This is a genomic window from Bdellovibrio sp. HCB117 (assembly GCF_047305915.1).
Lineage (GTDB): Bacteria > Bdellovibrionota > Bdellovibrionia > Bdellovibrionales > Bdellovibrionaceae > Bdellovibrio > Bdellovibrio bacteriovorus_B.
Map to the genome: position 1 here is coordinate 2,734,944 of NZ_CP178622.1, position 26,510 is coordinate 2,761,453.

28 protein-coding genes and 1 tRNA gene are annotated in these 26,510 nt (G+C 45.6%); 18 read left to right on the forward strand and 11 right to left on the reverse strand.

The window, feature by feature from the left end; all coding sequences use genetic code 11:
• Positions 1 to 73 precede the first annotated feature (73 nt).
• Complete coding sequence (locus ACLWBD_RS12935) at positions 74 to 1,849, forward strand: NHL repeat-containing protein (protein ID WP_413568464.1); 1,776 nt, start codon at positions 74 to 76, stop codon at positions 1,847 to 1,849.
• Positions 1,850 to 1,870: 21 nt separating this feature from the next.
• Here ACLWBD_RS12935 and serA read toward each other — a convergent pair whose 3' ends face one another.
• Positions 1,871 to 3,076 carry a phosphoglycerate dehydrogenase gene (gene serA, locus ACLWBD_RS12940; protein WP_413568465.1) on the reverse strand — a complete coding sequence of 402 codons (1,206 nt, stop codon included), beginning with the start codon at positions 3,074 to 3,076 and terminating at the stop codon, positions 1,871 to 1,873.
• Between the two features lie 137 nt (positions 3,077 to 3,213).
• Between serA and ACLWBD_RS12945 the strand changes: the two genes are divergently transcribed.
• The 5 genes from ACLWBD_RS12945 to ACLWBD_RS12965 are packed head-to-tail and all read left to right on the forward strand — an operon-like array spanning position 3,214 to position 8,035.
• Positions 3,214 to 4,572, forward strand: a complete 1,359-nt coding sequence (locus tag ACLWBD_RS12945) for a sigma-54-dependent transcriptional regulator (protein ID WP_413568467.1) — start codon at positions 3,214 to 3,216, stop codon at positions 4,570 to 4,572.
• Positions 4,572 to 5,516 carry a phosphatidate cytidylyltransferase gene (locus tag ACLWBD_RS12950; protein ID WP_063204804.1) on the forward strand — a complete coding sequence of 315 codons (945 nt, stop codon included), beginning with the start codon at positions 4,572 to 4,574 and terminating at the stop codon, positions 5,514 to 5,516. Before ACLWBD_RS12945 ends, ACLWBD_RS12950 begins: the two co-directional genes overlap by 1 nt.
• The gene (locus tag ACLWBD_RS12955; protein ID WP_063204805.1) at positions 5,513 to 6,286 is read left to right on the forward strand and encodes a lysophospholipid acyltransferase family protein; all 774 of its coding nucleotides are present in this window, start codon (positions 5,513 to 5,515) and stop codon (positions 6,284 to 6,286) included. The genes ACLWBD_RS12950 and ACLWBD_RS12955 overlap by 4 nt, the downstream gene beginning before the upstream one ends.
• The gene (locus ACLWBD_RS12960) at positions 6,267 to 7,175 is read left to right on the forward strand and encodes an MBL fold metallo-hydrolase (RefSeq protein ID WP_063204806.1); all 909 of its coding nucleotides are present in this window, start codon (positions 6,267 to 6,269) and stop codon (positions 7,173 to 7,175) included. The genes ACLWBD_RS12955 and ACLWBD_RS12960 overlap by 20 nt, the downstream gene beginning before the upstream one ends.
• A gap of 44 nt (positions 7,176 to 7,219) precedes the next feature.
• Positions 7,220 to 8,035 (forward strand): YihY/virulence factor BrkB family protein, encoded by an 816-nt coding sequence (locus tag ACLWBD_RS12965; protein WP_253696360.1) that lies wholly within the window; start codon positions 7,220 to 7,222, stop codon positions 8,033 to 8,035.
• Here ACLWBD_RS12965 and ACLWBD_RS12970 read toward each other — a convergent pair.
• The 3 genes from ACLWBD_RS12970 to ACLWBD_RS12980 all read right to left on the reverse strand — a co-directional run bounded on the left by ACLWBD_RS12970 (position 7,944) and on the right by ACLWBD_RS12980 (position 9,661).
• Positions 7,944 to 8,972 (reverse strand): phospholipase D-like domain-containing protein, encoded by a 1,029-nt coding sequence (locus tag ACLWBD_RS12970; RefSeq protein ID WP_413568468.1) that lies wholly within the window; start codon positions 8,970 to 8,972, stop codon positions 7,944 to 7,946. The genes ACLWBD_RS12965 and ACLWBD_RS12970 overlap by 92 nt on opposite strands.
• A 124-nt stretch (positions 8,973 to 9,096) precedes the next feature.
• Positions 9,097 to 9,173, reverse strand: a tRNA-Arg gene (locus ACLWBD_RS12975).
• Positions 9,174 to 9,280: 107 nt separating this feature from the next.
• Positions 9,281 to 9,661 carry a hypothetical protein gene (locus tag ACLWBD_RS12980; protein WP_063204808.1) on the reverse strand — a complete coding sequence of 127 codons (381 nt, stop codon included), beginning with the start codon at positions 9,659 to 9,661 and terminating at the stop codon, positions 9,281 to 9,283.
• A 415-nt stretch (positions 9,662 to 10,076) separates the two neighbouring features.
• Here ACLWBD_RS12980 and ACLWBD_RS12985 point away from each other — a divergent pair, with 415 nt between their 5' ends.
• The gene (locus tag ACLWBD_RS12985) at positions 10,077 to 11,024 is read left to right on the forward strand and encodes a hypothetical protein (RefSeq protein ID WP_413568471.1); all 948 of its coding nucleotides are present in this window, start codon (positions 10,077 to 10,079) and stop codon (positions 11,022 to 11,024) included.
• 39 nt (positions 11,025 to 11,063) lie between these two features.
• On the opposite strand, the gene ACLWBD_RS12990 is transcribed toward ACLWBD_RS12985, so the two are convergent.
• Positions 11,064 to 11,474: a bacteriohemerythrin gene (locus ACLWBD_RS12990; protein ID WP_413568473.1), complete on the reverse strand. Its 411-nt coding sequence runs from the start codon at positions 11,472 to 11,474 to the stop codon at positions 11,064 to 11,066.
• Positions 11,475 to 11,755: 281 nt separating this feature from the next.
• Between ACLWBD_RS12990 and ACLWBD_RS12995 the strand changes: the two genes are divergently transcribed.
• Positions 11,756 to 12,283 (forward strand): YceI family protein, encoded by a 528-nt coding sequence (locus tag ACLWBD_RS12995; RefSeq protein WP_063204810.1) that lies wholly within the window; start codon positions 11,756 to 11,758, stop codon positions 12,281 to 12,283.
• A gap of 133 nt (positions 12,284 to 12,416) precedes the next feature.
• Entirely contained in the window at positions 12,417 to 13,115 is a 699-nt protein-coding gene (locus ACLWBD_RS13000) for a pirin family protein (protein WP_413568475.1), read from the forward strand.
• Between the two features lie 67 nt (positions 13,116 to 13,182).
• Here ACLWBD_RS13000 and ACLWBD_RS13005 read toward each other — a convergent pair whose 3' ends face one another.
• Positions 13,183 to 13,614, reverse strand: coding sequence for a hypothetical protein (locus ACLWBD_RS13005; RefSeq protein ID WP_413568476.1), 432 nt, complete (start codon positions 13,612 to 13,614; stop codon positions 13,183 to 13,185).
• Between the two features lie 88 nt (positions 13,615 to 13,702).
• Positions 13,703 to 14,623, reverse strand: a complete 921-nt coding sequence (locus ACLWBD_RS13010; protein WP_413568477.1) for a LysR family transcriptional regulator — start codon at positions 14,621 to 14,623, stop codon at positions 13,703 to 13,705.
• Between the two features lie 218 nt (positions 14,624 to 14,841).
• Here ACLWBD_RS13010 and ACLWBD_RS13015 point away from each other — a divergent pair, with 218 nt between their 5' ends.
• The 5 genes from ACLWBD_RS13015 (at position 14,842) to ACLWBD_RS13035 (ending at position 20,767) form a co-directional block, all read left to right on the forward strand.
• Entirely contained in the window at positions 14,842 to 15,321 is a 480-nt protein-coding gene (locus ACLWBD_RS13015) for a carboxymuconolactone decarboxylase family protein (RefSeq protein WP_063204813.1), read from the forward strand.
• Positions 15,321 to 15,806: an RrF2 family transcriptional regulator gene (locus ACLWBD_RS13020; RefSeq protein WP_413568479.1), complete on the forward strand. Its 486-nt coding sequence runs from the start codon at positions 15,321 to 15,323 to the stop codon at positions 15,804 to 15,806. Before ACLWBD_RS13015 ends, ACLWBD_RS13020 begins: the two co-directional genes overlap by 1 nt.
• A 227-nt stretch (positions 15,807 to 16,033) precedes the next feature.
• Positions 16,034 to 16,582, forward strand: a complete 549-nt coding sequence (locus ACLWBD_RS13025) for a manganese efflux pump MntP family protein (RefSeq protein WP_063204815.1) — start codon at positions 16,034 to 16,036, stop codon at positions 16,580 to 16,582.
• 145 nt (positions 16,583 to 16,727) lie between these two features.
• Positions 16,728 to 18,479, forward strand: coding sequence for an autotransporter assembly complex protein TamA (locus ACLWBD_RS13030; RefSeq protein ID WP_413568480.1), 1,752 nt, complete (start codon positions 16,728 to 16,730; stop codon positions 18,477 to 18,479).
• Positions 18,479 to 20,767, forward strand: coding sequence for a translocation/assembly module TamB domain-containing protein (locus ACLWBD_RS13035; protein WP_413568481.1), 2,289 nt, complete (start codon positions 18,479 to 18,481; stop codon positions 20,765 to 20,767). The genes ACLWBD_RS13030 and ACLWBD_RS13035 overlap by 1 nt, the downstream gene beginning before the upstream one ends.
• A 10-nt stretch (positions 20,768 to 20,777) precedes the next feature.
• Here the strand turns inward: ACLWBD_RS13035 and ACLWBD_RS13040 are convergent, their stop codons facing one another.
• Positions 20,778 to 21,776 carry an LLM class flavin-dependent oxidoreductase gene (locus ACLWBD_RS13040; RefSeq protein WP_413568482.1) on the reverse strand — a complete coding sequence of 333 codons (999 nt, stop codon included), beginning with the start codon at positions 21,774 to 21,776 and terminating at the stop codon, positions 20,778 to 20,780.
• A 92-nt stretch (positions 21,777 to 21,868) separates the two neighbouring features.
• Between ACLWBD_RS13040 and ACLWBD_RS13045 the strand changes: the two genes are divergently transcribed.
• The 3 genes from ACLWBD_RS13045 (at position 21,869) to ACLWBD_RS13055 (ending at position 23,696) form a co-directional block, all read left to right on the forward strand.
• Positions 21,869 to 22,522 carry a methyltransferase gene (locus ACLWBD_RS13045; protein WP_413568483.1) on the forward strand — a complete coding sequence of 218 codons (654 nt, stop codon included), beginning with the start codon at positions 21,869 to 21,871 and terminating at the stop codon, positions 22,520 to 22,522.
• Between the two features lie 68 nt (positions 22,523 to 22,590).
• A complete protein-coding gene (locus ACLWBD_RS13050) occupies positions 22,591 to 23,154 on the forward strand; it encodes an outer membrane beta-barrel protein (protein WP_063204819.1) in 564 nt (187 codons plus the stop codon).
• A gap of 104 nt (positions 23,155 to 23,258) precedes the next feature.
• Positions 23,259 to 23,696 carry a hypothetical protein gene (locus ACLWBD_RS13055; RefSeq protein ID WP_413568484.1) on the forward strand — a complete coding sequence of 146 codons (438 nt, stop codon included), beginning with the start codon at positions 23,259 to 23,261 and terminating at the stop codon, positions 23,694 to 23,696.
• A gap of 51 nt (positions 23,697 to 23,747) precedes the next feature.
• Here the strand turns inward: ACLWBD_RS13055 and ACLWBD_RS13060 are convergent, their stop codons facing one another.
• The gene (locus tag ACLWBD_RS13060) at positions 23,748 to 24,269 is read right to left on the reverse strand and encodes a hypothetical protein (protein ID WP_063204821.1); all 522 of its coding nucleotides are present in this window, start codon (positions 24,267 to 24,269) and stop codon (positions 23,748 to 23,750) included.
• Between the two features lie 251 nt (positions 24,270 to 24,520).
• Between ACLWBD_RS13060 and ACLWBD_RS13065 the strand changes: the two genes are divergently transcribed.
• Positions 24,521 to 25,075, forward strand: a complete 555-nt coding sequence (locus tag ACLWBD_RS13065; RefSeq protein ID WP_413568486.1) for a hypothetical protein — start codon at positions 24,521 to 24,523, stop codon at positions 25,073 to 25,075.
• On the opposite strand, the gene ACLWBD_RS13070 is transcribed toward ACLWBD_RS13065, so the two are convergent.
• Both ACLWBD_RS13070 and ACLWBD_RS13075 read right to left on the reverse strand, forming a co-directional pair.
• Positions 25,072 to 25,470 carry a response regulator gene (locus ACLWBD_RS13070; protein WP_063204823.1) on the reverse strand — a complete coding sequence of 133 codons (399 nt, stop codon included), beginning with the start codon at positions 25,468 to 25,470 and terminating at the stop codon, positions 25,072 to 25,074. The genes ACLWBD_RS13065 and ACLWBD_RS13070 overlap by 4 nt on opposite strands.
• Before the next feature lie 126 nt (positions 25,471 to 25,596).
• Positions 25,597 to 26,493 (reverse strand): S1 family peptidase, encoded by an 897-nt coding sequence (locus tag ACLWBD_RS13075; protein WP_155722482.1) that lies wholly within the window; start codon positions 26,491 to 26,493, stop codon positions 25,597 to 25,599.
• Positions 26,494 to 26,510 lie beyond the last annotated feature (17 nt).

Genomic DNA, 26,510 nt, shown 5'->3' on the forward strand with positions numbered 1-26,510 from the left:
AGTTTTACTTCGAGAAATTTTCTGAATATTCCGAAAAGCTTCCTAGGGCTAAGAACCTTGTTAGGAATTATTCATGAGAACTCTACGGTACGTTACTTTATGCTTGGGACTATCGCTGATCCTTGTCGGCTGTTCAATCAACACCGCTCTTTTCGGAAGTTCCAAATCAAAAGGGTCTTCTTCGGGCGGCGACAACTTGCAAGCAGTCAAAGGCAACTTCCCTTTGATGACACCGTTCACCGGACAATTTAAAAATTATCTGCGAGCCGCACCCAACAAGAAATTCGTGTTCGCTAATGCCTTTAATGACATTTATGTCGTCTCTGAATCAGGCACTTATTTAAAAAGTTTTACTCCCGCAGATACTTTCAGCGTTAATGGTCTGACCGTTGACAGCGGCGGAAACATTTACCTCGCGGGCGCTGCGGCTTCTCCAAATGAAAACACCCACCGATTTATTCGAAAATACGATATTAACGGCACCTACTTGGGTGAAATTGTAACCTATGGAGATGAAGATCCCGGCGCTGGAGTTTATGTGCCACTTCCTACGCAACCCCGCATTGGGGCCGACGGTTCCATCTATGTGGCATTCAACGCTGAAATTCGTAAATACAATTCAGCGGGTGTACACCAACTGACTTTCGGTACGGGAACTCAAGCCGCCAATGACGGTGAGATCAATGGAGCTCCGGTCTTCACTGTGAACAGCGATGGAAGTATTTATGTGGCTGACATGTGGTCAGACCGGGTGCAGCTTTTTAATGCCGATGGCACTTACAATTCGAAATTCACTTGGCCACGACAAATTGCTATGTCGATGCTAGAAGACCTTCAAAAAAATGCTGACGGAAACTTTCTTCTTACCGAGCGTATGGGCAGTGATGCTCGCATCACATTTTTCGATCCGACAGGGACTCTTCTTTTTTCACTCAATGGTTCCGAAGGTGGAGGCGCTGCATGGGGAACGAGTGACCTCACGACAGCCACTGTTTCGGAAAACCGTCTTTATGTCGGCTATCGCGAGACCGTGTATGTTTTTAATGCTTCCACGGGAGCTTACGTAAAAGACTACCTTCCGGGAATGAAAAACCCAACCAGCGTTCTGCAAGCTAAGAACGGTCATTTCTATGTGGGAACCGATAAGGGCGTTGAGCAGTTTAATGCCAAGGGCGACTGGCAAAGAACTTTCGGGCCCGTGACTCAGATCACTGCTCTTGCAGTGACTAGCAGTAACGTCCTTGTTGTTGCAAACGCCTCTACTCCGACGACTCTTAATAAGTACGATCTTGATGGAAATCTTTTAGGTACCGTCGTTGTGCCAGCCCTTGCGGCTCCGTACAGTATGTCTGTGGATGCCAACGACAATATTTACATCGCCGATCTTGGCGTCGGTGGCTTGCAGGTTCTATCAACGGCATTAGGCACAGCCTCTGCTTTTCCTGGAGCGATTGGAGTTCCCTCAGGCGTCCACTGCGCCAAAGACGGAAGTATTTTGGTACTGGATTTTGACGGTACTAAATCCATCCCCAAAAGATTCAGTGCTGCGGGAGCTCTGCTAGATACGTTCGATGCCGCCGGTGCCGACGTCGATGTAGGAACTGCCTTAGGCATCACTCAAATCGGCAATGGCCGCGTTTATATTGCAGGCACTATCAAAAACAAAATCTACGAGTATGAAGCTGATGGGACCTACGTCACGAATTTCGGCAGTGCAGGTACGCAATTAAATCAATTCAACCAACCCTGGAGCATTTTTGCCGATGCCTTCGGAAGTCTTTTTGTCGTGGATAAAAGTAACGATGCCGTCAAAAAATTCAAACCGGACGGCACCCTGCTTTACGAATAGAAAACATCTTTGCAGTCGGTCTTAGTAAACGACACGCGTGCGGATAGAACGTGATAGCTTACCAATGTCGGCTGCGAGCGCTTGAGCTTGCGCCGAATGAACGTCCATGACCAGATAACCGATTTTTTCGTCCGTCGACAGGTACTGGCCTTCGATATTGGCGCCAGCTCTAGAAATCAAACCATTGATTTCACCCAACACACCCGGTTCGTTCTTATGAACATTCAAAATACGCGATGTTCCCTGCTTCACCGGCAGATCCACATTCGGAAAATTCACTGCTCCAGACGAGGATCCAATTTTCAAATAGCGACGGAAACTTTCTGCGACTTCCATGCCGATGGCATATTGAGCTTCTTCTGTACTACCGCCAATGTGCGGAGTCAAAATCACATTCGGAATTCCTTGAAGTGGAGATTTAAATTTTTCTTTATTAGAGGCAGGCTCTTCAGGGAACACGTCGATCGCGCAACCGGCAATGTGCTTTGATTTAAGCGCCTCAACCAGAGCTTCGATCACCACCACCGTACCACGGCTGGCATTGATCAGGTGACTTCCTTTTTTCATCATCGCCAGTTCCCTAGCGCCGATCATGTCTTTGGTTTCTGAAGTTTCTGGAACGTGCAAAGTCACAAAATCGGAGACTTTCAATAATTCTTCCAAAGAAGATTTAGCAACAGCATTCCCCAAAGGAAGTTTTTTAATCACATCATAAAATACGACTTTTAGGCCCATCGATTCCGCAAGAATACTGACCTGGCTTCCGATATGACCATAACCGACAATGCCCAAGGTTTTACCGCGCACTTCGCGAGAGCCTTCAGCCGATTTCACCCACTCGCCAACATGGGCCTTCGTGTTTCTGTCACCCAATTGGCGGGACAAAGAAATCATTTCAGCGATAACCAATTCTGCGACCGATCTTGTGTTGGAGTGAGGGGCATTGAAAACAGGAACCCCAGACTCTCGCGCAGTCATTAAGTCGACCTGATTTGTACCAATGCAAAAGCAGCCAATCGTTGTTAGGTGAGGATTGCTCTTTAGAACATTGGCGGTGATTTCTGTTTTTGAGCGAATGCCTAAAACGTCGTAGTTAGGAAGAATCTTCAGTAATTCTTCTTCAGAAGGTGCATGCGGGATCAGGTCCACTTTGTACCCTTCAGAAATCAAAGTTTGCTGCGCTACCGGATGGATGTTTTCAACAAGAAGAATTCTAAGAGCGCTCACTCGCACCTCCGCTAGAATTAGTTTAATCCGACGGCCTTATAAGTCATTTCAAAAATGAACGCTTGCCAGAGAGAGTCCTGCTGACGAAGTGCGCAAAGTATAGTCAAAGTCATATTCCCAAGAGAGACTAAATACCTATGGCAACAACTCGAGTATTTTCTCTACTTATCGTCGATGATGACCCGTTAGTTCAACAATCGTTGAAGATGTGCTTGCCGAATCATTGGAAAGTTTTTTCTGCGCCGACTTTAGAAGCCATTCAATATGAACGATTCTATCACGCTGCTTTCGTGGATATGCACTTAGAGCCTGGCACCACTAAAGCCGCAGGTCCGCAGGTCATCGAAAAATTAGTGAAGCATAACAACCAGCTTGAAGTGGTTGCGATGTCCGGAGATTTAAGTCGTTCTTTGATGGAGAGCTGTCTTAAAGCCGGCGCCCAGCGTTTTCTCGCTAAACCTTTAATGCCTGAAGAAATCCTGTTGATCTTAGAAAAAATCGAAGCACTTTGGGATTTACGAAGTATGGATCCGAGTTCTTCTCGCCATACCACTCGCTGGGTGGGAAATTCTTCTGCTTCAATGAAAATAAAAAAACGCATTGCCGATCTTCGCGGTGAAACAAATGCCGTACTGATCGAAGGTGAAACAGGATGCGGAAAAGAAGTCGTTGCCCGACTTCTGCACGAGCAAGAAGGTGACAGACCTTTTATTGCCGTGAATCTAGCAAGCATTCCGGAAAATTTATTTGAATCCGAAATGTTCGGCCATGTTAAAGGGGCTTTTACCGGCGCCGACCAAAACAAGGTGGGCCTGACTGAGGCCGCTAACGGTGGCGATCTTTTCTTAGATGAGATTGAAGCCCTCCCCCTGTCTCAGCAAGCAAAGCTTCTGCGCTTTTTAGAAACCGGCGAAGTTCGTCGTGTGGGCGCAAAAGAAAGTACGATTGTAAAAACACGCGTGATTGCTGCCAGCAACCGTTCTTTAGAAAAGATGGTGGCTGCTGGCGAATTCCGCGAAGACCTGCTTTATCGACTGTCGTCTCAGCGTATCGAGCTGACACCCCTGCGAGATCGCCTTGAGGATATCGATGAGCTAGCTAAGCATTTTCTCGAAGCGGAACGCCCCCGCCGTAATAAAACCATTGCAGACGATGGGCTTTCAGCTTTGAAAAAATACAACTGGCCAGGAAATGTACGCGAACTCAAACGTGTTTGCGAACAACTCAGCCTGACCTCTCCCCTTCCTTTCATTCGCGAGGAAGATGTCGCAGCTTGGTTGAAGCCCACAGCAACGGCTCCGGGAGCTCCTTCGTATACGGCAATTGATTTCAACAAAGGACTCAACACTCTTGTCGAAGAGTTTGAAGCGCACGCCATTCGCACGTGTTTAAAACAAACTCGTGATGTTGAGGAAGCGGCTAAAGTACTGCAAGTCTCTAGATCCAATCTTTACAAGAAGATCAAAGACTACAAAATTGATGAGGAACCATCGTAATGGATTTTTTTGATTTTAGTTTTCCCATTCGCATCTCTATGCCCACAGCCTGGGAAAGTCATATTTACCGTCAAACTGTTTTGATTGTTCTTTCGATCATCTTTGTTTCCGGCGCGATCACCTTCTTCTTCCGTAACAAGAACTATTACTTCGTTCAATCCTGGGCGAGCATTAAAAGCTGGTTGATTGCAGCTCCGCTGATGTTTATCGTCATGGGTCTGCCAGAGCCTTGGCCTTTGGTGTTCCTGACGGCCCTTGCGATTTTAGGTGCGAAAATCTTTTTCCAGATCATGGGGATGTTCCACCGCAGCTATTTCGTCCTTCTTTGTTATGCCGGTATTATTGGCCTTGGAATCTGTGCGTGGTATGACCGTCTTGATATTTACAACTCTATGCCGATGATCGTGTTGGGGGCCAGTTGCCTGGTACCGCTGATCCGCAATTCTTATAAACGCATGATTCAGTACATGTCTTTGACATTGCTAGCCTTCATCTTCTTGGGCTGGTCGTTCATGCACTTAGGATTGATTTTGAAATTCCCCAATGGCGTTTATCAGGTGATGTATCTTGTGATCCTGACGGAGTTCTGTGACAACACAAACTTAGCAGTGGGTCGCTACATTGGTGGCTGGAGAATGTTCCCTGGAATCAATCCCCGTCGTACCGTAGGAAGTACGGCGACGTCGATTCTTCTAACATTGTTCCTTGCTGGCTCTATGCGCTTCTTATTGCCTGATGGGTCTGACAAGTATTGGTTGGCTTCAGGCCTCGTCGCTTCTTTAGGAGGCTTCGTGGGGGATCTTGTGATGACGGTGGTTCGTCGTGATGCCGGAATGAAAACTGTCGGCCCGTTCATTATCGGTCGCGGTGACTTCTTACATCGCGTGGACAGATTGATCTTCGTGGCGCCTATTTACTATTACGTGATGACGGTCATTCTATGAAGGATTGGAACTACGAAAACGAGCAGTGGACCAAGCTGCCGACCTACTTAAAACACCTGCCGCTGTTCACTCGTCATATTGACATGTTCAGCGTGTTTATGCGTTTTTTGTGGTCGATCTTTCTTAAAAACGTCGCCTTTAAGTTTTACATCCGTCTGCAAGTAAAAGGAACTCCGTTCAAAGAGATCTATCGCACGCAACCCAAGCTGATCATTATCAGCAATCACGCCAGTCACTTGGACGCCGTTTCCATTGCGGCCTCCATCCCACGCCGTTACTGGCTGAACCTTTATATCGCGGCGGCAAAGGACTACTTCTTTACGAACGCTCTTTTCACATTCTTTTCTAAACACTGCTTGGGAGCCATCCCCATTGATCGCAAAGACCGTCGTGGTGAGGCCATCAACTTGATTTTGAAACTTTTGACCGAGCTTCCACGCATGTGGTTGATTATCTTCCCCGAAGGCACTCGCTCTAAAGACGGAAAAATTCAGGAATTTAAACGAGGCGTTTCTATATTTTCAGAGCGCACGCAAACGCCTCTTTTATTCACATATCTTGAAGGCAATATGGAGTTATGGCCGAAAGGTCAGCCTATTCCTCTTCCGGGAAAACTGGTTTTGCACGTTGGTCCGGTTCATCCCCCCGGTCCCATCCAGCAGGTGTATGCTGCTTATAAGCAGTGGGTGCTGACGATCAATCCGAATGCCTTCCACGAAACAGCGAACGAAGGCGAAGGAGAAACAAAAGATGACTCCGAACAAGTCTGATATCGAAAAAAAATCACTGACCATCGGCCCTTACCAAGTCTGCCCCATTCCTACGGGTGAGTTCGGCTTGGATGGAGGCGCGATGTTTGGAACAGTTCCCAAAGTTCTGTGGGAGCGCTCAAATCCACCTGATGAAAAAAATCGCATCCCGATGGAAGCTCGCGGGCTTTTGTTAAAATCTCAAGGTTTAAACATCCTCATCGACACAGGTAACGGTCTAGGCAAAGATTTTGTTGCAAAATACGGTGAAAAATTAGGAACGAAGTTTGCCGAGATGTACAATATCGACGACAGCGGCCCTTCTCTTTTAAAGTCTTTAAACGGCTTTGGCTTGAAGCCCGAAGATATTCATCACGTGATTCTGACTCATCTGCATTTCGATCACGCCGGCGGCGCTACGACGGAAAAAGACGGAAAGCTGGTGCCCACCTTTCCCAACGCCCAATACTGGATTCAAAAGGGAAACTTAGAAACGGCTAGCAAACCCAACCTGCGCGAGCGCGCCAGTTACTATCCGGCGAACTTTCAGCCTTTGATGGATGCCGGTGTGCTTAACATTTTGGAGGGAGAAAAAGAAATTCTTCCCGGAGTTTCGGTGCTCCTTTCTAACGGGCACACTCAAGCTCAACAAATGGTGAAAGTGACAGACGGAAGCATCACTCTGCTTTACTGTGGCGACGTCGTTCCGACAAGCTCGCACGTCAAGATTCCGTGGCTGATGGGTTACGACTTGCACCCACTGACGTTGATGGAAGAAAAACAAAAGTACTTAAGTCAGGCTGCAGACCAAAAATGGTATCTATTTTTTGAACATGATCCCTACTGTGATGCTGCTGTCATCGAACGCAATGGTCACGATTTCACCGTCCAAAAAAGATTTCAGCTTTAGGAAAGAATTAGGCGGACCTCGTTAAGCATGCTATTGTCGGCTTAATGAGTCCGTTGTTCCAGTCTTTAAGATTAAAAACTCTTGGCGAAGTCCTGAAGGACACTCTTCAGCAGATGCGGGATGGAGAAATCCAGCTTGTCGCAGCGTCATTGGCGTTTTCCACGGCCATTGCCTTGGTTCCGTTCATTGCCGTCGTTCTTGCAACCTTCCAATCTATCGGCGGTCTTGAAGCGTTTTATCCACAAGTAGAATCTTTGTTATTAAGGAATATCCGCGAGGCTGCGGGTTCGGATGTCACAAAGTTCATTCGCATTTTTCTAAAAAACATCAGCGCGGGCAAATTGGGAACTACGGGGGCGGTGCTTCTTTTCATTACGTCTATCCGCATGCTTTTGGATATGGAAGTCGGCATTCATCGTGTCTGGAATCAAAAGAACACAAGACCTTTCTATAAACGCGTGATCTATCAATGGGGCCTTATTCTTCTTATTCCCGTTTTACTTGCCGTCTATGTCGGCTTTCAGTCCTTGGAACAATTTCAATTTGTTCACCGTGTGGTACCCGCTTTTGTTTCAAACTCTATAGTCTTAGTCGGGTCTTTGTTTCTGATTTATAAACTGGTGCCCACTGTTTATGTGAAAAAGAGTGCGGCGTTTATTTCCGCTGTGGTCGCCGCTTTGGTGATGTATGGCGTACATAAAAGTTACGCCGCTTTGGCTTTAAAGTTCTTTGCCTATAATAAAATCTATGGCTCGTTTGCCGCTCTGCCTATCTTGCTGTTCTGGATTCTGACGATCTGGTACGTGATCTTAGCAGGCGTGGCTTTGTGTGCGTCTCTTCAGAAGCGTCACGTTGCTTAGCGATTTGCTTCGCTAAGTGTTTTGAAAGCTGTTGAGCTAGTTCCTTATTTTTTAAATGAATATAGAGCTGCGGATGAATTTCCACATCCTCCACCAACCAGTTCCCCGTCCCCAATGCAACTTCTTCCTTATCTTTGATCAAGTACTTTGAGTGAGTAAAAAAGCTGCCGGGCGCAAAGTAAAGACTGTCGATTCCTTCTTCTTGCAACCGTTCAATGGTTCGCCGAGTTCTTCGCACATAACTTAAAGCAAAGGCCGTGTGGTGATGAGCAAAACCTTTGATTTTGACTCCGCGCCGATGAGCCTCGATAAAAGCGTCGCGAATTTCTTTATGATCAAAAAAGTAAATGGAAAATTCCAAAGTCCTTTTTGCAGAGTGGATCATATCCACAAGAACGTTTTTAAAGTCTCCATCAGCAAGCATCGGAGGACGAAGCTCGATGCCGCCATGCCCTCCCCCTTGCCACAGATGCTCGAAGTAGCGATTGAACTCTTTCGCAACAACCTTGTTGTCTATAAGAAGATTCGTTTCGTAATTTTTGACGATGGATTGATGAGTTAAGTTCGTCGACCCGAAAAGAACGTAGCGACCGTCTATACTGAAACCTTTTGCGTGAGTTTTTCCATAGACGACTTCGACTCCGGCTCTTTTTAGAAACTGTGCCGTCACCATGTTTCGATCGGAGGTGTCACGCACTCCCTCGATATAAAGACGGATGCGCAATTCAGGCTTTTTGCGTTTGAGCTCCTTGATTTTTTCCGCAATGGTATACGGAGCCGTATTCATGTTCAGCTTTCCCGCTGCACTTCCGATAGCAAAAGAATAAGCCAGAATATTGATTTCGTTTTCAGCTTGATCCAAAAGTTTTAAAAGGGCGTTTAGATAGTCACTGTCTGTGACCAAGGCAGCGTCGCTGGCGATCTTTTTCTGTGTCATCGAGCCTCCGCCAAAATATTGTCTAAAGCTCGAGTTTTGGAGGCAACAACGAGCGAACCACTCCGTCATTCGACAAGAAGACGCTTTAGATGCGGCGTGTAATTTTGGGGTTTAAGAAGGAAAATGGTGATTCCGGTACGACTCGAACGTACGACCCTCTCCTTAGAAGGGAGATGCTCTATCCAGCTGAGCTACGGAACCACGCTGTATCACATTGCTGTGAGCCTTCTTTATAGGGGTTTAGCTCAATGATTTCAAGAATTTCTTTGTTAAACCCCGGGGATTTAAAAACAATTTGTATCTCTAGACTATTGAGCCCAAACAGAGATGGTCACAGGCTCCCCGCGACGAAGACTTTGCAGTTCTAAACGCAATGTGCGCCCCTGAGCCGCCGGATGAGCCGTTAAGCGCTCCATCCCATAACGATAATCCCCTTGCAAAGCGAACAGAGGAAAAAATCCACGATCAGAGATCAACTCCACTCTTTGCAAGCGCGCGCCCGATGGATTCAAGATTTGCAAACGAAGATGCGTCGTCGTCGCTTTTCCAGGAACTGGACGAAGCATGATTTGTTGAAACGGAGAATGATCCGCGAACACTGTCGTCTGCGCGACTTGATGCCAGGCCCACGCCGAAACAGTTGCAAACATCACAGAAAAACAAACAGCGACTTGAGCCAACCCTTTCATAGAAAACCCTCCGTTTCTCTCAGGAGTAGTCGGCCTCAACATCGCTGTCAACGTTCCTTCCTTTGAATATTCCACAAGGCATGATTATTCAGTTCCGCCAGTCACAATCCTGATTTCTAAATAAAAAACCTTAACAGTTCCATATTGAAAATTCGTGTTTTTTAAAAGTCACAGTTTTTAGTGATTTTTCTCTCTGTAATACAAAAATAAAAAGAAGTTTAGAAGCCGCTCGAAGTCTCTATAATAAAGGACAAGCACGGAGGTGTGTATGAAGAACTCTCTCTACCTGATTTCAGCTCTTAGCTTGTGTGGCTGCTTGCAGGAAGCTTCAATATCAAGTCAACAAGCCTTACCCTTGAGATATCAGGAAATATATCAATTAGCAGCGGACTGTAGTTACGTGTCTCAAAATGAAATGAACAGGCTTCTGGCTCTGGAAACTGATTTGGCAAACGCGCCCTCATTTGATGAAACGGTATCTACAATTAACGAAATCAGTCGATTTGGCTGCGGAAGTTCCCTACCAGTACTAGTTAGTGATGCACAAATTCTCGATCAAACGACAGATACGTCTCCACGCATGGAGGCTTTAATCCGGTCCTTCGACAGAATAGCTCTCCCGGATCCGACAGTCATGACTTTGCTTGATAAGTATTCAACCTTAACTCTTCCATCTTCAGAGATTCCTTTTATCGCGACAGCGGCTAGAAGAAAGATACTCGGATTAGACTTAGGCATTGTGAATCATCCGTCCTGGTACGACTCAAACAGCACATGTCAAAACTATATCTTACTGCCCGGACAGACAGCGACTTTCACCCACGATTGGAACGAATATTATCAAGCTGTAAATAATTTGCCGCCAGATTCCACTGAGCGCGTGAACATCGCTAAGTGGACTAGAATGTGTGACGGTGTCTCTGGCTTCGAAGCGCACAAAAAAGCGATTCAAGGCCTCTGGGTGAACAACACACAGGAGACGCTTGATACACTTAAGGCCATCTTGTTAGAGCACCAGAATCGAGGAAACTTAGTAGCAACTTACATCGTAGAAAGAGCTATGGAGATTTACCATGCAGATCATCAGCGAGGCGGACTGGTGGTCGATTTTCTTAACAACTCTTACCTGGGAGCCAATGGCTCGGCTATGCCCAGCAATGAAAATGCACGAGCGGAAGCGGTCGCATCAGTTGATGGCATATGCGTCGCTCTGAGAATTTTAAATATACCGAATACAACATGCAGCCCAGCAATGACGAGCTTAAAAAGACTTGCGAAGGAAGATTGGGCAAGCGACGTTCGATACCGATCTTATGTAGGTTTAGCCAACAATGGCGAGGCACCAGAACTTGTGAATCAATAGATGCAGTAAAAAGAGCCTGCTGTACGCAGGCTCTTTTTTTTACGCAGCTGATTTCTTTTTCGCTTCGCTGTACTTCACGTCAATGCCCATGATGTGAGCGCTCAGCCAAGTTTTTAGAAACTGGAAGAACGCGTCTGTTAAAACTCCCGTCTTTTCAAATTCAGCTTTAAAAGTTCCAAGGCGTGCCAAAAGATCTTTGTGAATTTTTTTGTGCACATTTGCTTGCGCGTACTCCAGCGTATCGAAGTATTTTTCTTCGTGATCAAAATGAGTGACCGTCCACGAAGCCAATTCATTCACCAGGGCTTTCAATTCATGAACAGGCGCTTTGGCCTGATGTTTTTCATAAAGACGATTCATGATCTCGATTAGTTTTTGATGCTCGCGATCCATAGCATCGACGTGTGTAGTTAAACGTACTGGGTCCCATTGGAAGAATGATTGTGGCATTTGTTGCCTCCTTGATGTCCTCATTTTCGGCCTGGGGTTGAAGAAGCAATATGATGCACATCATGTCTTACGAAAATCTCTGAATGAAACACGACGTTTGTCTTAAAGCTAGAAGGCCTCCCGTACGCGACGACGACTCTTAAACATTCCACGCTTTGAAATGAACAGAACTATATAAATTCAATTTATATAGAACATGAATTCTTAATAATTTTTTTAATTCTGGATTTAGACGATAGTAGTTCATGTAAGGGCATCGCCCAAATTTAAAGGAGAACACTATGAAATTCCAAATCGACCCTTCCCACTCCACTGCGAACTTCAGCATTAAACACATGATGATTGCCAAAGTTCATGGCGGCTTTGAAAAGATGTCAGGCACTCTTGAATTTGATGCTGCCAATCCGACAGCAGCTAAAGTGGAAGCAACCATTGAAGCTGCTAGCATCAATACTCGCGAACCCCAACGAGACGCGCATTTAAAAAGTGCCGACTTCTTTGATGTTGAAAAGTTCCCGTCAATTACATTCAAGTCGAAAAGCGTGAAAGTGGCTGGTGATGGAGAGCTGAAGGTTTTAGGAGACCTGACCATTCATGGCATCACGAAGGAAGTGAACCTTGACGTCGAGGGTCCTACGGCAGAAATGAAAGACCCGTGGGGAAATATCAAAGTGGGTGTTTCTGCGACAACAAAGATCAATCGAAAAGACTTCGGCCTGACTTGGAATGCGGCTTTAGAAACAGGTGGTATTTTAGTCGGAGACGACGTCACAATTTCTCTTGATGTGCAATTTGTGAAACAAGCTTAAGGAGTAAACGATGAAGCTCCGAGAAAAATTCTTCAATAGACGTTTTTTCCTCTTCGGGCTTTCATCACTAGCGGCAGGCTGGGCCGCAAAGAAATTTGCGCCCGGTTTTTCAATGCCGGACAATGGAGGTTTTATGTTTGAACTACGCAAATCTAATGAACGCGGTTTTGCTGATCATGGCTGGCTGAAATCACGCCATACATTTTCCTTCGCAGACTACTATGATCCCGAACACATGGGCTTCAGAGCTTTGCGAGTGATCAACGAAGACCGCATTGATGGTGGCACTGGCTTTGGCATGCACGGACACCGTGATATGGAAATCATCTCTTACGTTGTTAAAGGAGCTTTGGAACACAAAGACTCTAAGGGCAATATAGCCGTGATTAAACCCGGAGAAGTGCAAAGAATGAGTGCCGGCGCGGGAGTCATGCACTCGGAATACAATAAATCCGCAGATTCCGAGACACACTTTTTCCAAATCTGGATTTTGCCAGATCGCCACGGTACCGAATTCGGTTACGGACAAAAATCTTTTGAAGAAGACTTAAATTCAAAAGATATGGTCTTAGTTGTCTCTAAAGATGGCCGAGAAGGTTCGATCAGCATCAATCAAGATGCCGATCTTTACATCTCACGCATGAAAGCCGGAAAAGATGTCGAATTTAAAATGCGTCCTTCAAGACACGTGTGGATTCAGGCCATCAAAGGACAAATCAATGTTAATGGTCAGACTTTAGAAACCGGGGATGCTCTTAAAGTCAGCCAGGAACAAGCCCTGAAAATGTCAGCAAACCAAGACTCTGAGTTTATGCTTTTTGATCTTGCTTAAACTGGTTTGCTTTCTTTCCCCTCCCGTCTTATCGAAGCTCAAAGGAACCCTCCTTTGGGCTTCTTCATTATCGTTTAGTTCGCGACGTCGACGCGGCCCCCGAGACCATTCGGAAAGTAGTCTTGAGTTCTTTATAAGCTTTATGCTTCACCGCAAGAGGCTGACTGTATTCTTTTAAAAAAAGTCGGCCGGATCTGACTTCTAAAATTTGCGTCGCGGTTGTTTTGCTATGACGATCAATAATTTCCCCGGTCCCCATGTGGTGCAATCCCGACAAGGGACCATAAGAGACCAGATTAAATTCCGTGCGCCCCTCACAGCTCTTATCAGGGGCGCATGTGCGATAAGCCGTCACCAAAAGATCAGGGCTGATTTCAAGGCGGGCCCAAGTGGCATCCCCTGACTGAGAAACCCAAGTTCCCACCAGACGAGACTCCCCCCGCGCCGAGTTTAAAAAGAATAGCATTAGGACAAAAGAGCATGTGCTTAATGTCTTCATAAACCTTCCTGTTTTTCAAATTAGGAAGGTCGACTTCTCATTTCAAATTACGAAAAATTCAGATGTGACTTAGCAGACGGAAGCGGGCTTAATTTTTCTTCTTTGATTTTCTCGTGTTCGACGGCAAAGACTCACACTGCTTAAGAAGCTGTTCCCAGATGATTTTCGCAACCGGCCCCATGGGTTTTAACTTCGAACGCATGATATGCAAATTCAAAGTAATTGGCACAATGGAATCATGTTTGATTTCGATCACCGTGCCCTTACGAAGCTCATTCTGAACTTCATAGGTGGCAAGGCGCCCCCAACCAAAACCATTCACCACAAGGTTGCGCTTAAGAGTGTGATCGGTCACAAAGCATTTCGGCCCGTCGCTAAACATACCTTTAGCCGCCTTAGAGGGATCAAAATTCTTTCCTCCATTTTTTGAGACGACGATTTGGCGATTATTGCGAAGCCAGTTGTAGTCCACGCTTTCGTTCTTCAAAAGCTTTTTGGCCACCGCCGGAATCATTTTAATTTTTGCAAAAGGCAGGCTCTCAATTCTTTCGTCTTCGTTGATTTTGGGAGCAATCGCAAAGTCGGCCTCTCCGTCTATAAGAAACTGCATCCCGCCGTCGAGAGTTTCTGTTTGAAAACTAAATTCCGTCACGCTAGGCAGATGAGAACGTGCCTCGAACACGGGCTGCACAGATTCAAACTGGACAAGAGGATCTAAGACGATATTCAAACGAGGTTCGATAGCCTGCTTGCCTAACTCCTTCCCCTTGACTTCAAGCTCACGGAAAGTTCGTAAACAGTTCTGCGCCCAGCGATAAAAAGTTTTACCTTGGTCGGTCAATGTCGGGCGGTACTCATCACGATTGAAAAGCAGAACATCGAATTCTTCTTCTAACTTTTTGATAGCCACACTTAAGCTCGGCTGCGTTTTGTACAGGGCTTCGGCCGCTGCTTTAAAACTGCCTTTCTCTACAATCATTTCCAAAGTGATCAACTGTTCAAATGTCATAAATCGGCAACCCCTTATAGTGACATACGCTCTTAGTAGACAATTGAAACGGCCGACTGTCATGACCCTCTTGTGTTTGAAGCTCTGGGCCATAATTCAAAATGATGAAACTTCAAGCACTTAACGTTTCAAACCTATACAAACGAGGGGATTTTTTTCAAGGCTCTGGACAAAACCTAATTAAGGATATAAATTATCCTTAATTAGGAGGTTGCTCAATGAGCCAACGAATCAACTACAATCAACAATCTGGCCCCGCAGTACAAAGTCTTATGGGACTTGAAGCTTACTTAAAGACGACATCACTGGAAAAAAACTTAATTCATATGGTGAAAATCCGTGTTTCCCAACTGAACGGATGCGCTTTTTGCGTGGACATGCACCACAAAGAAGCCAAGATCGACGGCGAAAAAGAACTGCGTCTTTACCACTTGACCGTGTGGCACGAATCCCCGCTTTTCGAAAATCGTGAACGAGCCGCACTTCGTTGGGCGGAACTTCTCACTCGCATCCCTCACGAAGGCATTAGCGATGATGAATTTAAGAAAGTGCGTGAGTTTTTCTCTGAAAAAGAACTCTCTGATTTGACAATGGCGATTGTTTCTATCAATGCTTGGAATCGCTTGGGAGTTGCTTTCCGCTCTACTCCAGGCACTATGGACAAATTATTTGGACTAGATAAGGCAGGTTTATCTTAATGGTACTTCGCAATCAGGTGGAATGGGCTTTACATTGCTGCACAGTTTTAGCTTCGCTAGAACCGGGACAGTATTTAGCAACAAAAGATTTGGCGGAGTTTCATGGTATTCCTAAAGAATATCTATCGAAAGCTTTGCAGGCTCTTTCCACCGCAAAGATTATCGAGGCAACATTAGGCCCGACAGGTGGTTACCGCCTGGCAAAGACGCCAGATAAAATCACCTTTCTAGAAATCGTCGAAGCCGTGGAGGGAAAAACCTCCACCTTCGAGTGCGCAGAGATTCGTAAAAACAATCCCTGCCTAGGAAAATTCAAAATCGGCCCTCGCCCTTGCAATATTGCACGAGTGATGTACCGGGCGGACGAAGCTTGGCGCAAAGAACTGCGTAATACGACAATTGCTATGATTATGGAGCAACTGGTAAAGGAGCTCCCCGCCGAAGTTCTGGAAAAGAACAAAGCCTGGATGGGATCACGTCGCTAATCTTGAATCCGAGTTGACAGAAATGACCTCCATCCCCTATCTTGAGGACTCGTTAGGGAGTAATCGTTTAGTCCCCTGAGGCTAAAGGTGAGGTCGACATACTGAGTGATGAACTCCGGCCTTTCCGCAAGATCCCAATCTTGTTGATGAGACTGACATTGGTGTTAACAAACGCCGTGTCGTCTCGTATCTAAAAACAGACCCACGGCATTTTTAGTGGGGCTTTCATGATCGAAGTTATCGTTTTAGGATTGATTTTAAGTGCGGATTCTTTTTCTGCCGCATTGGCAATGGGCGGACGCCCCTTCACCAGAAAAGATGCTTTAAAATTTGCGGTCTCTTCAGGCGGAGCTGAAGCTGTCGTCACCCTCTTGGGATTTTTAGCGGGAGCAAAAATCATTTCCCACATTGCTGACTATGATCACTGGATTGCGTTTTCACTCTTAGCGGCGGTCGCAGCCCACATGGCTCACGAAGGCTTTACAGCCCTTCGCTCAAAAGAACCAGCGGAGGAGTCCAATGAGTTTCATAGCTTCACAAAAGTATTGATTGTTTCATTCGCAACCAGTCTGGACGCGTTAGGTGTGGGCATCAGCCTTGGTATCGCCAATAAGGATATTAGTTACTACGTCGTCTCTATTGGAATTTTTGCTTTTCTTACAACACTCGTGGGGTTGTATTTAGCTCGCCATCTTTCTGATAAAATGGGGCCGATCTTCACTTTGATAGGTTCTTTAGTACTCGCCGTTATGGCAGTGCAAATGCTTTCAATTTAAGAATGCAAAGCCGCGGGATCGTGTTAACTCACAGCGGATCTTCATTAAAAACCGACGCAAATATCTTCTATTTTTAGAGAAGGAAGTTTATTCTTTCCCAGTCAAAGATTGTTTAGAATTGTTAATTCGCACGTTGGGTTTAAGGATGTTTGTCACGTTCAAGAAAATTCTTCTGACAGCAGGGCTGATCAGCCTTGGCGCCTCTGCGAATGCGGAAGATGTTCATACGGATCATCCTTGCCCCAATATTCAAATTGAATCCCCAGAAAAAGTAGAACTGACAAAAACCGAGCACAAATGGATTTGCGGAGACAAAGACAGTCACGCTTGGGGAAACATCCCCCCGTGGCAAGCGCAGCTTTTTCTCAAATCTTTTTTACAACAACGCGCCTTTCACAATCCCCAGTTCGAAATTCGCGAAAACAAACTGTTTGTGAAAACGGGGCCGCAAACTTTCTTAAAGGAATGGACGTTTATCAACGAGCCTCCAGCATTTCATTCCGAAAAAAGACGCAAACTGAAAGGCCGTCCTCTGACGCCGGAACTTCTGGATGAAGTCGAAGCCTGGAGCAAAGCGCACTTACAAAATCTGGGATATCCGTGCCCTGAAGTCACAATCCAAGCTGCGCCTTCAACTGAATCCATCACGGTGACCTTGGCGCCCGGCGAACTTTATAATTTTCCATCCAGTGAAGATGTTGAAGTCCGCGGCACAACTCAAAGCATCTCGATTGGTCGTTACAGCGCCTTTTTGCCCAATCAAAAGTTTGATGCCCGTCTTTTGCAACTGACCTCCAATCGTATGATCACCGATGAGTATCACTTAAGTGCTTATTTTGAAACTCAGTGCCTACCCAATAAAGAACTTAAAATAATTCCCCGATTGGTGACTGGCGATCCACAGCTTATTTCTGCCGGCGTGGGTTTCAATACGGAGGTGGGAGCGATTGCACAGATTCGGTACAAGCACTCACAGTTGGATGAATCAGGAAGCACCTTTGAAAGTAAGATGTTTTTGTCTTTTGTTGAACAGACTTGGGACAATGCCTTTCAAATTTACGAAGGGCGGCCCTATAAAGACCGAACGTTTTGGTCTCCACAGCTCAACTTAAAAAATGAGATGGAAGACCAGTATGAATCCTTCACCGCCGAACTGGGAGTCGAGTGGGGTCTGACTAAAGAATTTGAAAGTTTCACCTCGCGCTTTCAGCTCGGGCCTTTTTATACGTACAACAATGTCGAGAGTGATGTATCCAACTATGTTCTTTTAAGCGCCACATCCAATGTGGAACTTTATCTGCAAAGCCATGACTACGAATATTATATGGGTGAACCCCGCTCCGGCTGGCAGCTTTCATCCAATCTGCGCTCAGCCTATGAAAATCTTGGTGCGGACCAAACTTTTCATCAATGGCTTTATCAGCAACAGAATCTTTGGAACTTTAATTTGTGGGATCCGCCCTTGATGGTGATCGGCTGGCGCTTTAAAGCCGGCACCTTTTTTATGTCGGATGATTCGCAATTTTATTCCGTGGTTCCCGAAAACTTACGCTTCTATATGGGAGGTGATGGGACTTTGCGCGGCTTTTCCAGAAAACAGATTCCACTTTCTAATTTAGGATCCGCGACGTTTCTTTACCAAGGCCTCGAATTGCGCGCCGGCGACGTCTTCCCGTTTAAACTTCAGCCTTTTATTTTCTTAGATATGGGATGGGAAAGCGATCAGATCTGGACGCTGTACCGCACGCTTTATTACTCCCCAGGCATCGGCATTCGTTGGCCTTCCTTCTTAGGTCCTGTGCGCGCAAGCGTTTCACAAGGACAAGTTCTTTTTGCCGATGGAGTGGATGTTGAACCGCATTGGCAATTTTACTTAAGCTTGGGAAGGGAGTTCTAATGAAGAAATTCTTCCTCTTCCTTTTAGGCTTTGTCGTTCTTCTGCTGCTAGCTCTTGGCGTTCTGTGGATGAATCTTGATTGGTTATTAAACGAGTCCAACCTTCGCAAGGTCGTGCAAAAAACTCAAATTGAACTGGGCTGGCAGAATTTAGATTTGAAGATCACGAACGATGGCTTCACGGCGAAATACTTGAAACTGAATACGGGAAATCTTTGCTTTAAATATGCGAACCCTAGCATAGACATTTGCGCAAAAAAAATCCATTTGGATACCTCTATTGGATTTATGACGAAGATGCCTTTTGTGCAGATCAAGAACCTAAAGATGGATATCATTTCGGACCACATCCTTGTCACGGTCCCCGAGTCCACAGAGCCAAAACCCGCCGAAGCATTTCAATGGCCTGCTTTTGAATTCGGCCCCCTCGACTCATTCCTGTCGCGGTATTTGGCTTTACTTCCCAAAGACGCGATTGAATCCATTCACATCGATATTCAAGGTGCCAAAATCTTTTTGATGCCAGATACCGAAATGGAAGCGTCCACCAAAGTCCGCTCTGAAGGAAAAGATGTTCGCCTGAATACGGATTTTGAAATGAAAATGAAAAAAGAGTCTTTCGTAAAGGCCCAGATGAATGCCTCTATGACTCTCATTTCACCGGCAGAACTGCAAGCCCAAGGGGTGATTGAACTTCCTTCTTTCGGAGTAAAAACAAATCTCAAAGCTCAATGGCTGGAAAAGCTGCAAGTAGAATTAGACGGTTTGATGAAATATCAAAAAATGCAGTTGCAATCCGGTCTTAAAGCGGAACTGCAAAAGGATCTGTGGAAGTTAAGTCTGCTGGCGGACCTTAAAGACAGCCGTCTGCCGTTCCAGCGTCTCTCAATTCAAGATTGTGATATTTCTATCACGGTTAAAAAAGGCCTTCCCGGTCAACTAACATGGCCTTGCGCAATAGAAGCTCATAAGATTCGAAAAGTGCCTTTGAAAGGACTGCCGGACTCTTTAGTTCTCAATTCTTTGGTTCAATCCCCGATTGATATTAAAAAGGATACTCTGCAACTGCAGCCTAAAGCGGAGCTGCGAATGCAAGAGCCCGCTTTAGTGGAGTTGTCCGTCGATGCTGCCGCTAAGACAACACTGAATTTGACAGAGAAAAAACTGAAACAGCTTGAAGTGGATCAATTGCAGGCACTATTAAAAATCCCCGCTCTTGAAAACTGGCAAAGCCTTTTAGTGAAAAGTGCTTATTCTTTACCGGCCCCTTTACACGTCCTAAAAGGAAGCCTTGAACTGCGAGCCGAAGGACCCCCTACAGATTTATTGACGAAAATCTTTAATGTGAAGGCGTCATTAAAAACAGATTTAACCAGCCCACGACAAGCTTTAAAAACTTTATCGAATGTCGAGCTGAATGCTGATATTCAAAAAACAATCTTCACTCTTCAAGGGGATATCGGCCTGACCGAGGTCACTTTAGAACTTCCCTATCTTGGGTTTGAAGCGCCTCCGCAGTTTAAGCCGGACTCTCGCTTCGTGAAAAAAACTGAGCAAGCTCCACCGGCGCCAAAGGGCCCCTCGACATTTATCATTAAAGAACTCGCTATTCACACGGACGCAACACCCCTTCGCCTGAAGACACGCTTGTTAGATGAAGCCATCCCTATCCACATCAAGTATAAATTGAAGGATACCAAGTCCCTCTCCGGCACTGTATCTATCGGAAAGATGAATGTGGAAGTCTTTAAAAAGAAAGCTGCGGTGGAAAGATTTATCCTCAAAAAATATCCGGACTCAACAGTGCAAGATTTAGATGGTTTATTAATTCATCGTACTTCTGAAGTGAAAATTGAAATCTTAATTGTCGGAACAACGGAAAAACCACGCATTGAGCTTTTAAGTGATCCGCCATTAAGTCGTCAGCAGATCATTTCAATTCTCCTGTTTAACAAATCTTTGCAGCAACTTGCCGACGAAGATAAAAACACCGCGGGTCAGCTGGATCAGGCCTTGTTATCTGAAGCCTTTGGCTTAGCTTCCTTATTCTTATTATCCTCAACCCCGATTGAAAGCGTGTACTTCGATCCGCGCACACAAAGCTACACGGCGCGAGTGCGCTTAGATGACCAGACATCGGTGTCGCTGGGATCCAATTTTGAAACATCCCAACAATTCACCGTGCGCCGCAGACTCGGTGGACCATGGAGTGTTTCGACTGAATTAAAACAATCCGACAACGCCGAAGATGTTATTACAACTTTAATTGAATGGTTTAAGCGCTTTTAAAACTCAGCGCTCAGACTGAAACCTCTTTAATAATTTCGAAAGATCGTCGACGATCCGCATGCTCAAATGTGTCTGAGACGATCATCAACTCATCAGCACCAGTCTGATCAATGAGCTTTTGCAAACCTTCTTTGACTTTTGCAGGACCACCAATCACCGCCGTTCCCAATTTTTGCAGCACATGCTCTTTTTCCATTGGGGTCCACAGTGAATCCATGTCCTGCACCGGAGGTTTTAATAAAACTCGCTGATTACGAATGATACCTAGAAAACGTTGATAATTCGTCGTCGCTAAATACTTTGCTTTTTCATCAGAATCTGCGGCAACGACCTGCACACCGATCATCACACGAGGTGACTTCAAGTGTTTAGAAGCTTGAAAGCCCACGCGGTAAAGATCTATGGCCTGCATCATCATCTCGGGCGCAAAATGACCGGCAAAAGCGTAAGGCAATCCCAGAACGGCCGCGAGCTGCGCACTATAAAGACTCGAACCCAAAAGCCAGATTGGAACATCAATTCCAGCTCCCGGGACAGCTTTTACTTTTTGTCCTGGAGCTGCTGGCGCAAAGAAATACTGAAGTTCTTGCACTTGATCAGAGAACTCAACGTCTTTATTTGTAAAGTCTTTGCGAAGGGCGCGCATTGTAAATCCATCTGTTCCCGGCGCTCGCCCCAATCCCAAATCAATCCGCCCAGGATAAAGGGTTTCCAAGGTCCCAAACTGCTCCGCAATAACCAAGGGCGCGTGATTCGGAAGCATGATCCCCCCTGAACCCACGCGAATCTTTGAGGTCCCCCCTGCCACATAGCCAATCAATACCGATGTCGCCGCACTCGCGATTCCCTCTAGATTGTGATGCTCTGCCAACCAAAAGCGATGGTACCCTAAACTTTCCACATGCTTTGCTAAATCCAAAGTATTGTGAAAGGAATCAGCGATATTTTTCCCTTCCGCGATGGGAGCCAGATCAAGAACAGACAAAGGAGTAGAGGAAAGTTTTTTCATAAGTTTATTATGATCTCGAATTGGCCATTAGCAAGGTGGAGCTGCAGGAAATACTTTGATGTTACACAAACTTCAGTGCTATGGTGGCCGAAATGTCGTCCATAAATCCCCATTTCACATTTAAATACACTCAGCCGGAAGAGTATCGCTTTTCGCACGACTCCGTCTTCTTAGCGCGTCAAGTTTACGAGCTCTACTCAGACAAGAATGTGAAGGACCTTATCGCATTAGATCTTTGTTCAGGTTGTGGAATCATCGGCTTGGATTTTCTTTTTCACTGCCATAAAAATCTCAATGCAGTTCCAAAGAGTTTTGATTTTCTTGAAGTTCAGTCTATCTACGAGAAATATTTTTTAGAAAATGCCTTCGCTTCAGGAATCGGAAATTCTGACTTGCGATTTTTAAATATAAACTACTCTGAACTTCTCAGTGGCGAATTTAAAGATCGCTATGATTTGATTCTGTGTAATCCTCCGTACTTTTTTTCCGGAAACGGAAAAATGTCGCCGTCGGAATTTAAAAACCGTTGTCGCTTTTATCTGGATTCAGATTTTAAGACTCTTCTGAATGCCATCGAGCACTCGTTGCGCCCCCATGGAAATGCCTTCGTCTTACTGCGCGATCTTCAAGAACATGGCTGGAACTCTTTTGAAGAGGCTAGAAAAGTTCTTTCGCCCTCTTTACAGCTTACGAAGCTTCCTGAGATCCGCGGCACTGGCGTCGTACAAATTTATAAGCCGATGTAATTCACCACTGGACATTCCCAGAAACCGGGCACTCTTTTATCGTGAACCTTAAACACAATGAGGTTTCTATGAAAAAACTTTGGTTGAGCTTAGCTCTGATATTTTTGTCTTACACTGCAAACGCGGCCTTAGATTATGGATTAGAAGCCGGCGTACGCCAACAATCCGGCGATGTCGCTGGTTTAAACTTTTCCGCCAATGCACGAACAGGTTTTCAAGGAGGTGTTTTTGCGCATCTGCCTTTGCAAGGTGGTGTAGCCCATTTACGCTCGGGCCTTTTCTACACTCAACGTCCTTTAGAATCTGAAAGCGATATTACAGGAGAAAAAATTCAATACAATTTGGATTACATCGATATCCCCATCGACATTCTTTTTAAACCGCATGAACAATTCGGCGTCTATCTGGGATTTATTGCGGCCATCAACATTGCTGATTCCTGTTCCGGAAATCCGAATTGTCGTGTCCTCGATATTGATACGCCTAGTTTTCCGATGGTGTTTGGCGGGATTTTCAAGATCACTCCCAAATTTGGTGCCAATTTCTATTTCGATGGGGTCAATGGATCCGTGGCAAAAGGACTTGGAAACTACAAAGCTGTCGGCTTTAACTTGATGTTTTCCATGGACTAAAAAGTGAAAGGTTCCGGCACTTGTAAAACCTCACAGATACCGGTTTTATTTTGTCCGGAACTTTTTCCCTTCGTATAAAAATGCATCACCAACGGAGGGATGAAATGAAGTACTTATTAACATCAGCACTGTTTCTATTTATCGGTTCGCAAGCACTTGCCGCCGAAATCACGCCAGGGAATCTGATTGGCAAATACAAAGTCGAAGCGCGAGCGGGCTTCCAGAAAGTTTATCTCAACTTTAGAGTCGTCAACACCAAAGAGTTCGAGCTTCAACGCTATTATTCCAATGGCAATGTGGACGAAACTTGCAACGGGACTTTCAGTCTGAGCCCCACACTTTTCTGGGATTTTAAAACTTTTGCGAGCGGAAAAATGTTCAAAGGTGTTTTCACCTGCCCGAGCAACCGTTCACGTACAGTTGATTTCAATATTGATTTTAGCGGCAAGAAAACAGAAGACTTGGTTCAGGGCACGACGGTGACCGTAACAAGTTCGATGGCGCGCGGAATGCGCATCAATGCTTACGTAAAGAAGCAGTAAATAAAAAAGCCCCTGCCTTTTCTGACAGGGGCTTTTGTGTTTTTTCAAACCTTAGTCAACAGCACTGATTGTCAACTTATCAATACCGACCTGCACGCCGATACCTTTAAGAAGTTGCACAGACACATTGAAAGCCAATTGTGGTAAGCCCACTTTCACCGCCGTGAATGCACCTACACCGCCAATGATAGCGGCTTCACCCTGAGCGACAGCGTATTTACCCAACAAAACTTCTGGTGAACTATTGAAAAGACTGATTTCAGAGGAGACGCCGGCAAGCTTGAAGTATCCAACACCTGCAGTCGCACCAATCCAGTGATGACCGATTTCGATCTTCACATTTTGACTATACTTTTGGCCCACGCCTTTACATGACAATGTGCCATAAGCCACTGTTTTAAAATGGCCTACGATTACTTTAATTCCCTTGGAAGTGCCTTTGAAAGCCAGACCACAAACCCAAGCACCACCGGCAGCATGCATATCACCACCTGTAGGTTGAAGTGTTGTTGTGTCTGCATTGGCAAACATTCCTGCGAAGCTAAGTGCTAAAATCACGGCGAGCTTTTTCATCGTGTTCTCCTTTTCGTTTAAGTTGTACGTTATGCTCTTCACACTATTTAGGAAAAAGACCGGAACGGAATCAAGCTGACGGATGAAACACATACAACAATCGTTCCACCACATCTTTTTTCCCGCAAGCACATGGTAAATGCAAAATTCCGGTTGTCGAGAGACACCAGATCGCCTTTGTGTTTTCCATCAACAGACCTCGTCGGAACAATCTTTCCACTTATAATTTAAGCTGAGTAAGGAGGTCTTGAATGGAATTAGAGAGAGAACCCCGAAGAAAGCCGACGCCACCGAAAAGTACTCCCGCGCGAGGGCCGACACCGGTATCCCCAACGACGGTCACTCGCACTTACACGGCACCCACAGAAGAACTTGCCATGCCCAATGAGCGCACCTACGCGCGCGAAGTGTGTGTCATTCAAGGAATTTTATTTTTGACGATTGGTCTCATCGGATTTGTCGTTACAGATTTATTTTCCGCTCACTTAAGCGCTTCACACAATTCGATTCATTTGGCTAGTGGCGCCCTGGCTTTGTGGTTTGGTTTTGATAGCGAAAGAAGTGCACGCATTTATTCATTCGCCTTTGGGGCGGTGTATGGAACCCTGGCGCTCCTCGGTTTTGCGCTAGGAAAAACCGCCATGGCCACTGTCGGGCATGTCGCCGAAGACCGATTCTTGTGGAAATTAATTCCGGGAGTTTTGGAGTTTGGAACAGCTGACCACATCATCCACATCCTGATTGCCAGCGCATTTATTTTAGGAGCCGCATTAAAGATCAAACGTGTTAAGCGGATGAAGGTTTAAGCATGTTGCTCGCTCTGCTTTCGACGATGAAGAAGTTCCAAATCGTCGATCAGAGCTTTGCGATCCAATGGCTTCGCGAAGTGTTTATCAAAACCTTGCGCTAAACACTTCTCTCTTTCTTCACGCAGAGCGTGCGCGGTCAACGCCCAAATCGGACGCGTGTAACCACTTCTTCTCAGCGTCCTCGTGGCTTCCATACCGTCCATAACCGGCATTTGTAAGTCCATAAGAATGCAGTCGTAAGCTTCTTGTTTCGCTTTTTCAACAGCCTCGGCCCCATTCTCCGCAAAATCCATGTGCTGTACACCGACTTTTTGAAGATAGCGTTCAACCAAAAGTTGGTTGTCCTTTATGTCATCAACAATGAGAACCTTAAGTCCTGAAAGAGTCGTCATGAGTCCTCCTCCAATCTAAATGATAACACGTTTTGCGCGTCCAGCACGGCGTCTGCAAAAAAACAAATGGGATGGCTTATGTTTCTGCCATCCCATTTCGTATTGTTTTCGTTTTGCGGTAACGGATTATTTGCTTAACTTAAGCGCTGTCTCACGAATCCAGTTATTGTAGTAAACTGTGTTGGTATAAACGCCCACACTATCGCAAAGCTGGCTACCACGGCTGGTAATGCCGAACAGGAAGTATTGGCCATTCTTTTGTACATAGGCAGGACCGCCAGAGTCACCACTGCAAGTTCCGCGACCTTTTGACTCATCTAAAAAGACTTCAGTTTCAGTTAAAAACGAAACAGGTGCTGTCGTTTGACGAAGCTCACCGTCACCAGACATATCCACTTTCAGACAGTTTTTTAAGTTGTCATCACAGATCACTTCGCCGTACTCGATAGCCTCTTCAATATCACGCACCTTACGGGCATCAATCGGCTCAAGGTCGATATGAGAAACTCCATAGCCTGCCAATGTCACAACAAAACCTTTTTTCAGGATGCTGTCATCCTGAAGAAGAGCAACAGGTTTATAACCCGCAGGAAGTTTTCCCGGGAATTTAAGAATAGCAATATCACCCCAGTCGGTTTCTTTTTCTTCTTGTTCTTCCGGCTTGTAAGAAGGATGAACTTGGATAAGGCTGACTGTGCGAGTGAGCTCTTGTTGAACATCAGGTTCACGAATCGCCATCGTCGCATCAATATCCACGCCGAAAACAATTTTAAGCTTCGAAGGTTTTGAAGTTGCACAGTGAGCCGCCGTCAAAACCAAATTTTCTGATATCAAAGAACCCGTACAGATCGAATTGTCTTGGGTGTCATAAATACCGACGATTCCAGAGACGATGGGGGCATTTTCCGCGACCATGCTGCCACCCATGATTGCCGCGTCCTTTCTAACTTCCACACCCAGTTGAGATTTAGGTGTGCAGGACACCAAAGCAATAAGACCTAAAACCAAGATAATACGAGACATTTCCACCCCTAAAACAA

Excerpts from the sequence above, each read along its gene's own strand:
- ACLWBD_RS12935 (WP_413568464.1), top strand. The coding sequence starts at position 74 with ATGAGAACTCTACGGTACGTTACTTTATGCTTGGGACTATCGCTGATC.
- ACLWBD_RS12945 (WP_413568467.1), top strand. The coding sequence starts at position 3,214 with ATGGCAACAACTCGAGTATTTTCTCTACTTATCGTCGATGATGACCCG.
- ACLWBD_RS12950 (WP_063204804.1), top strand. The coding sequence starts at position 4,572 with ATGGATTTTTTTGATTTTAGTTTTCCCATTCGCATCTCTATGCCCACA.
- ACLWBD_RS12955 (WP_063204805.1), top strand. The coding sequence starts at position 5,513 with ATGAAGGATTGGAACTACGAAAACGAGCAGTGGACCAAGCTGCCGACC.
- ACLWBD_RS12960 (WP_063204806.1), top strand. The coding sequence starts at position 6,267 with ATGACTCCGAACAAGTCTGATATCGAAAAAAAATCACTGACCATCGGC.
- ACLWBD_RS12965 (WP_253696360.1), top strand. The coding sequence starts at position 7,220 with ATGAGTCCGTTGTTCCAGTCTTTAAGATTAAAAACTCTTGGCGAAGTC.
- ACLWBD_RS12970 (WP_413568468.1), bottom strand. The coding sequence starts at position 8,972 with ATGACACAGAAAAAGATCGCCAGCGACGCTGCCTTGGTCACAGACAGT.
- ACLWBD_RS12980 (WP_063204808.1), bottom strand. The coding sequence starts at position 9,661 with ATGAAAGGGTTGGCTCAAGTCGCTGTTTGTTTTTCTGTGATGTTTGCA.
- ACLWBD_RS12985 (WP_413568471.1), top strand. The coding sequence starts at position 10,077 with ATGAACAGGCTTCTGGCTCTGGAAACTGATTTGGCAAACGCGCCCTCA.
- ACLWBD_RS12990 (WP_413568473.1), bottom strand. The coding sequence starts at position 11,474 with ATGCCACAATCATTCTTCCAATGGGACCCAGTACGTTTAACTACACAC.
- ACLWBD_RS12995 (WP_063204810.1), top strand. The coding sequence starts at position 11,756 with ATGAAATTCCAAATCGACCCTTCCCACTCCACTGCGAACTTCAGCATT.
- ACLWBD_RS13000 (WP_413568475.1), top strand. The coding sequence starts at position 12,417 with ATGTTTGAACTACGCAAATCTAATGAACGCGGTTTTGCTGATCATGGC.
- ACLWBD_RS13005 (WP_413568476.1), bottom strand. The coding sequence starts at position 13,614 with ATGAAGACATTAAGCACATGCTCTTTTGTCCTAATGCTATTCTTTTTA.
- ACLWBD_RS13010 (WP_413568477.1), bottom strand. The coding sequence starts at position 14,623 with ATGACATTTGAACAGTTGATCACTTTGGAAATGATTGTAGAGAAAGGC.
- ACLWBD_RS13015 (WP_063204813.1), top strand. The coding sequence starts at position 14,842 with ATGAGCCAACGAATCAACTACAATCAACAATCTGGCCCCGCAGTACAA.
- ACLWBD_RS13020 (WP_413568479.1), top strand. The coding sequence starts at position 15,321 with ATGGTACTTCGCAATCAGGTGGAATGGGCTTTACATTGCTGCACAGTT.
- ACLWBD_RS13025 (WP_063204815.1), top strand. The coding sequence starts at position 16,034 with ATGATCGAAGTTATCGTTTTAGGATTGATTTTAAGTGCGGATTCTTTT.
- ACLWBD_RS13030 (WP_413568480.1), top strand. The coding sequence starts at position 16,728 with ATGTTTGTCACGTTCAAGAAAATTCTTCTGACAGCAGGGCTGATCAGC.
- ACLWBD_RS13035 (WP_413568481.1), top strand. The coding sequence starts at position 18,479 with ATGAAGAAATTCTTCCTCTTCCTTTTAGGCTTTGTCGTTCTTCTGCTG.
- ACLWBD_RS13040 (WP_413568482.1), bottom strand. The coding sequence starts at position 21,776 with ATGAAAAAACTTTCCTCTACTCCTTTGTCTGTTCTTGATCTGGCTCCC.
- ACLWBD_RS13045 (WP_413568483.1), top strand. The coding sequence starts at position 21,869 with ATGTCGTCCATAAATCCCCATTTCACATTTAAATACACTCAGCCGGAA.
- ACLWBD_RS13050 (WP_063204819.1), top strand. The coding sequence starts at position 22,591 with ATGAAAAAACTTTGGTTGAGCTTAGCTCTGATATTTTTGTCTTACACT.
- ACLWBD_RS13055 (WP_413568484.1), top strand. The coding sequence starts at position 23,259 with ATGAAGTACTTATTAACATCAGCACTGTTTCTATTTATCGGTTCGCAA.
- ACLWBD_RS13060 (WP_063204821.1), bottom strand. The coding sequence starts at position 24,269 with ATGAAAAAGCTCGCCGTGATTTTAGCACTTAGCTTCGCAGGAATGTTT.
- ACLWBD_RS13065 (WP_413568486.1), top strand. The coding sequence starts at position 24,521 with ATGGAATTAGAGAGAGAACCCCGAAGAAAGCCGACGCCACCGAAAAGT.
- ACLWBD_RS13070 (WP_063204823.1), bottom strand. The coding sequence starts at position 25,470 with ATGACGACTCTTTCAGGACTTAAGGTTCTCATTGTTGATGACATAAAG.
- ACLWBD_RS13075 (WP_155722482.1), bottom strand. The coding sequence starts at position 26,493 with ATGTCTCGTATTATCTTGGTTTTAGGTCTTATTGCTTTGGTGTCCTGC.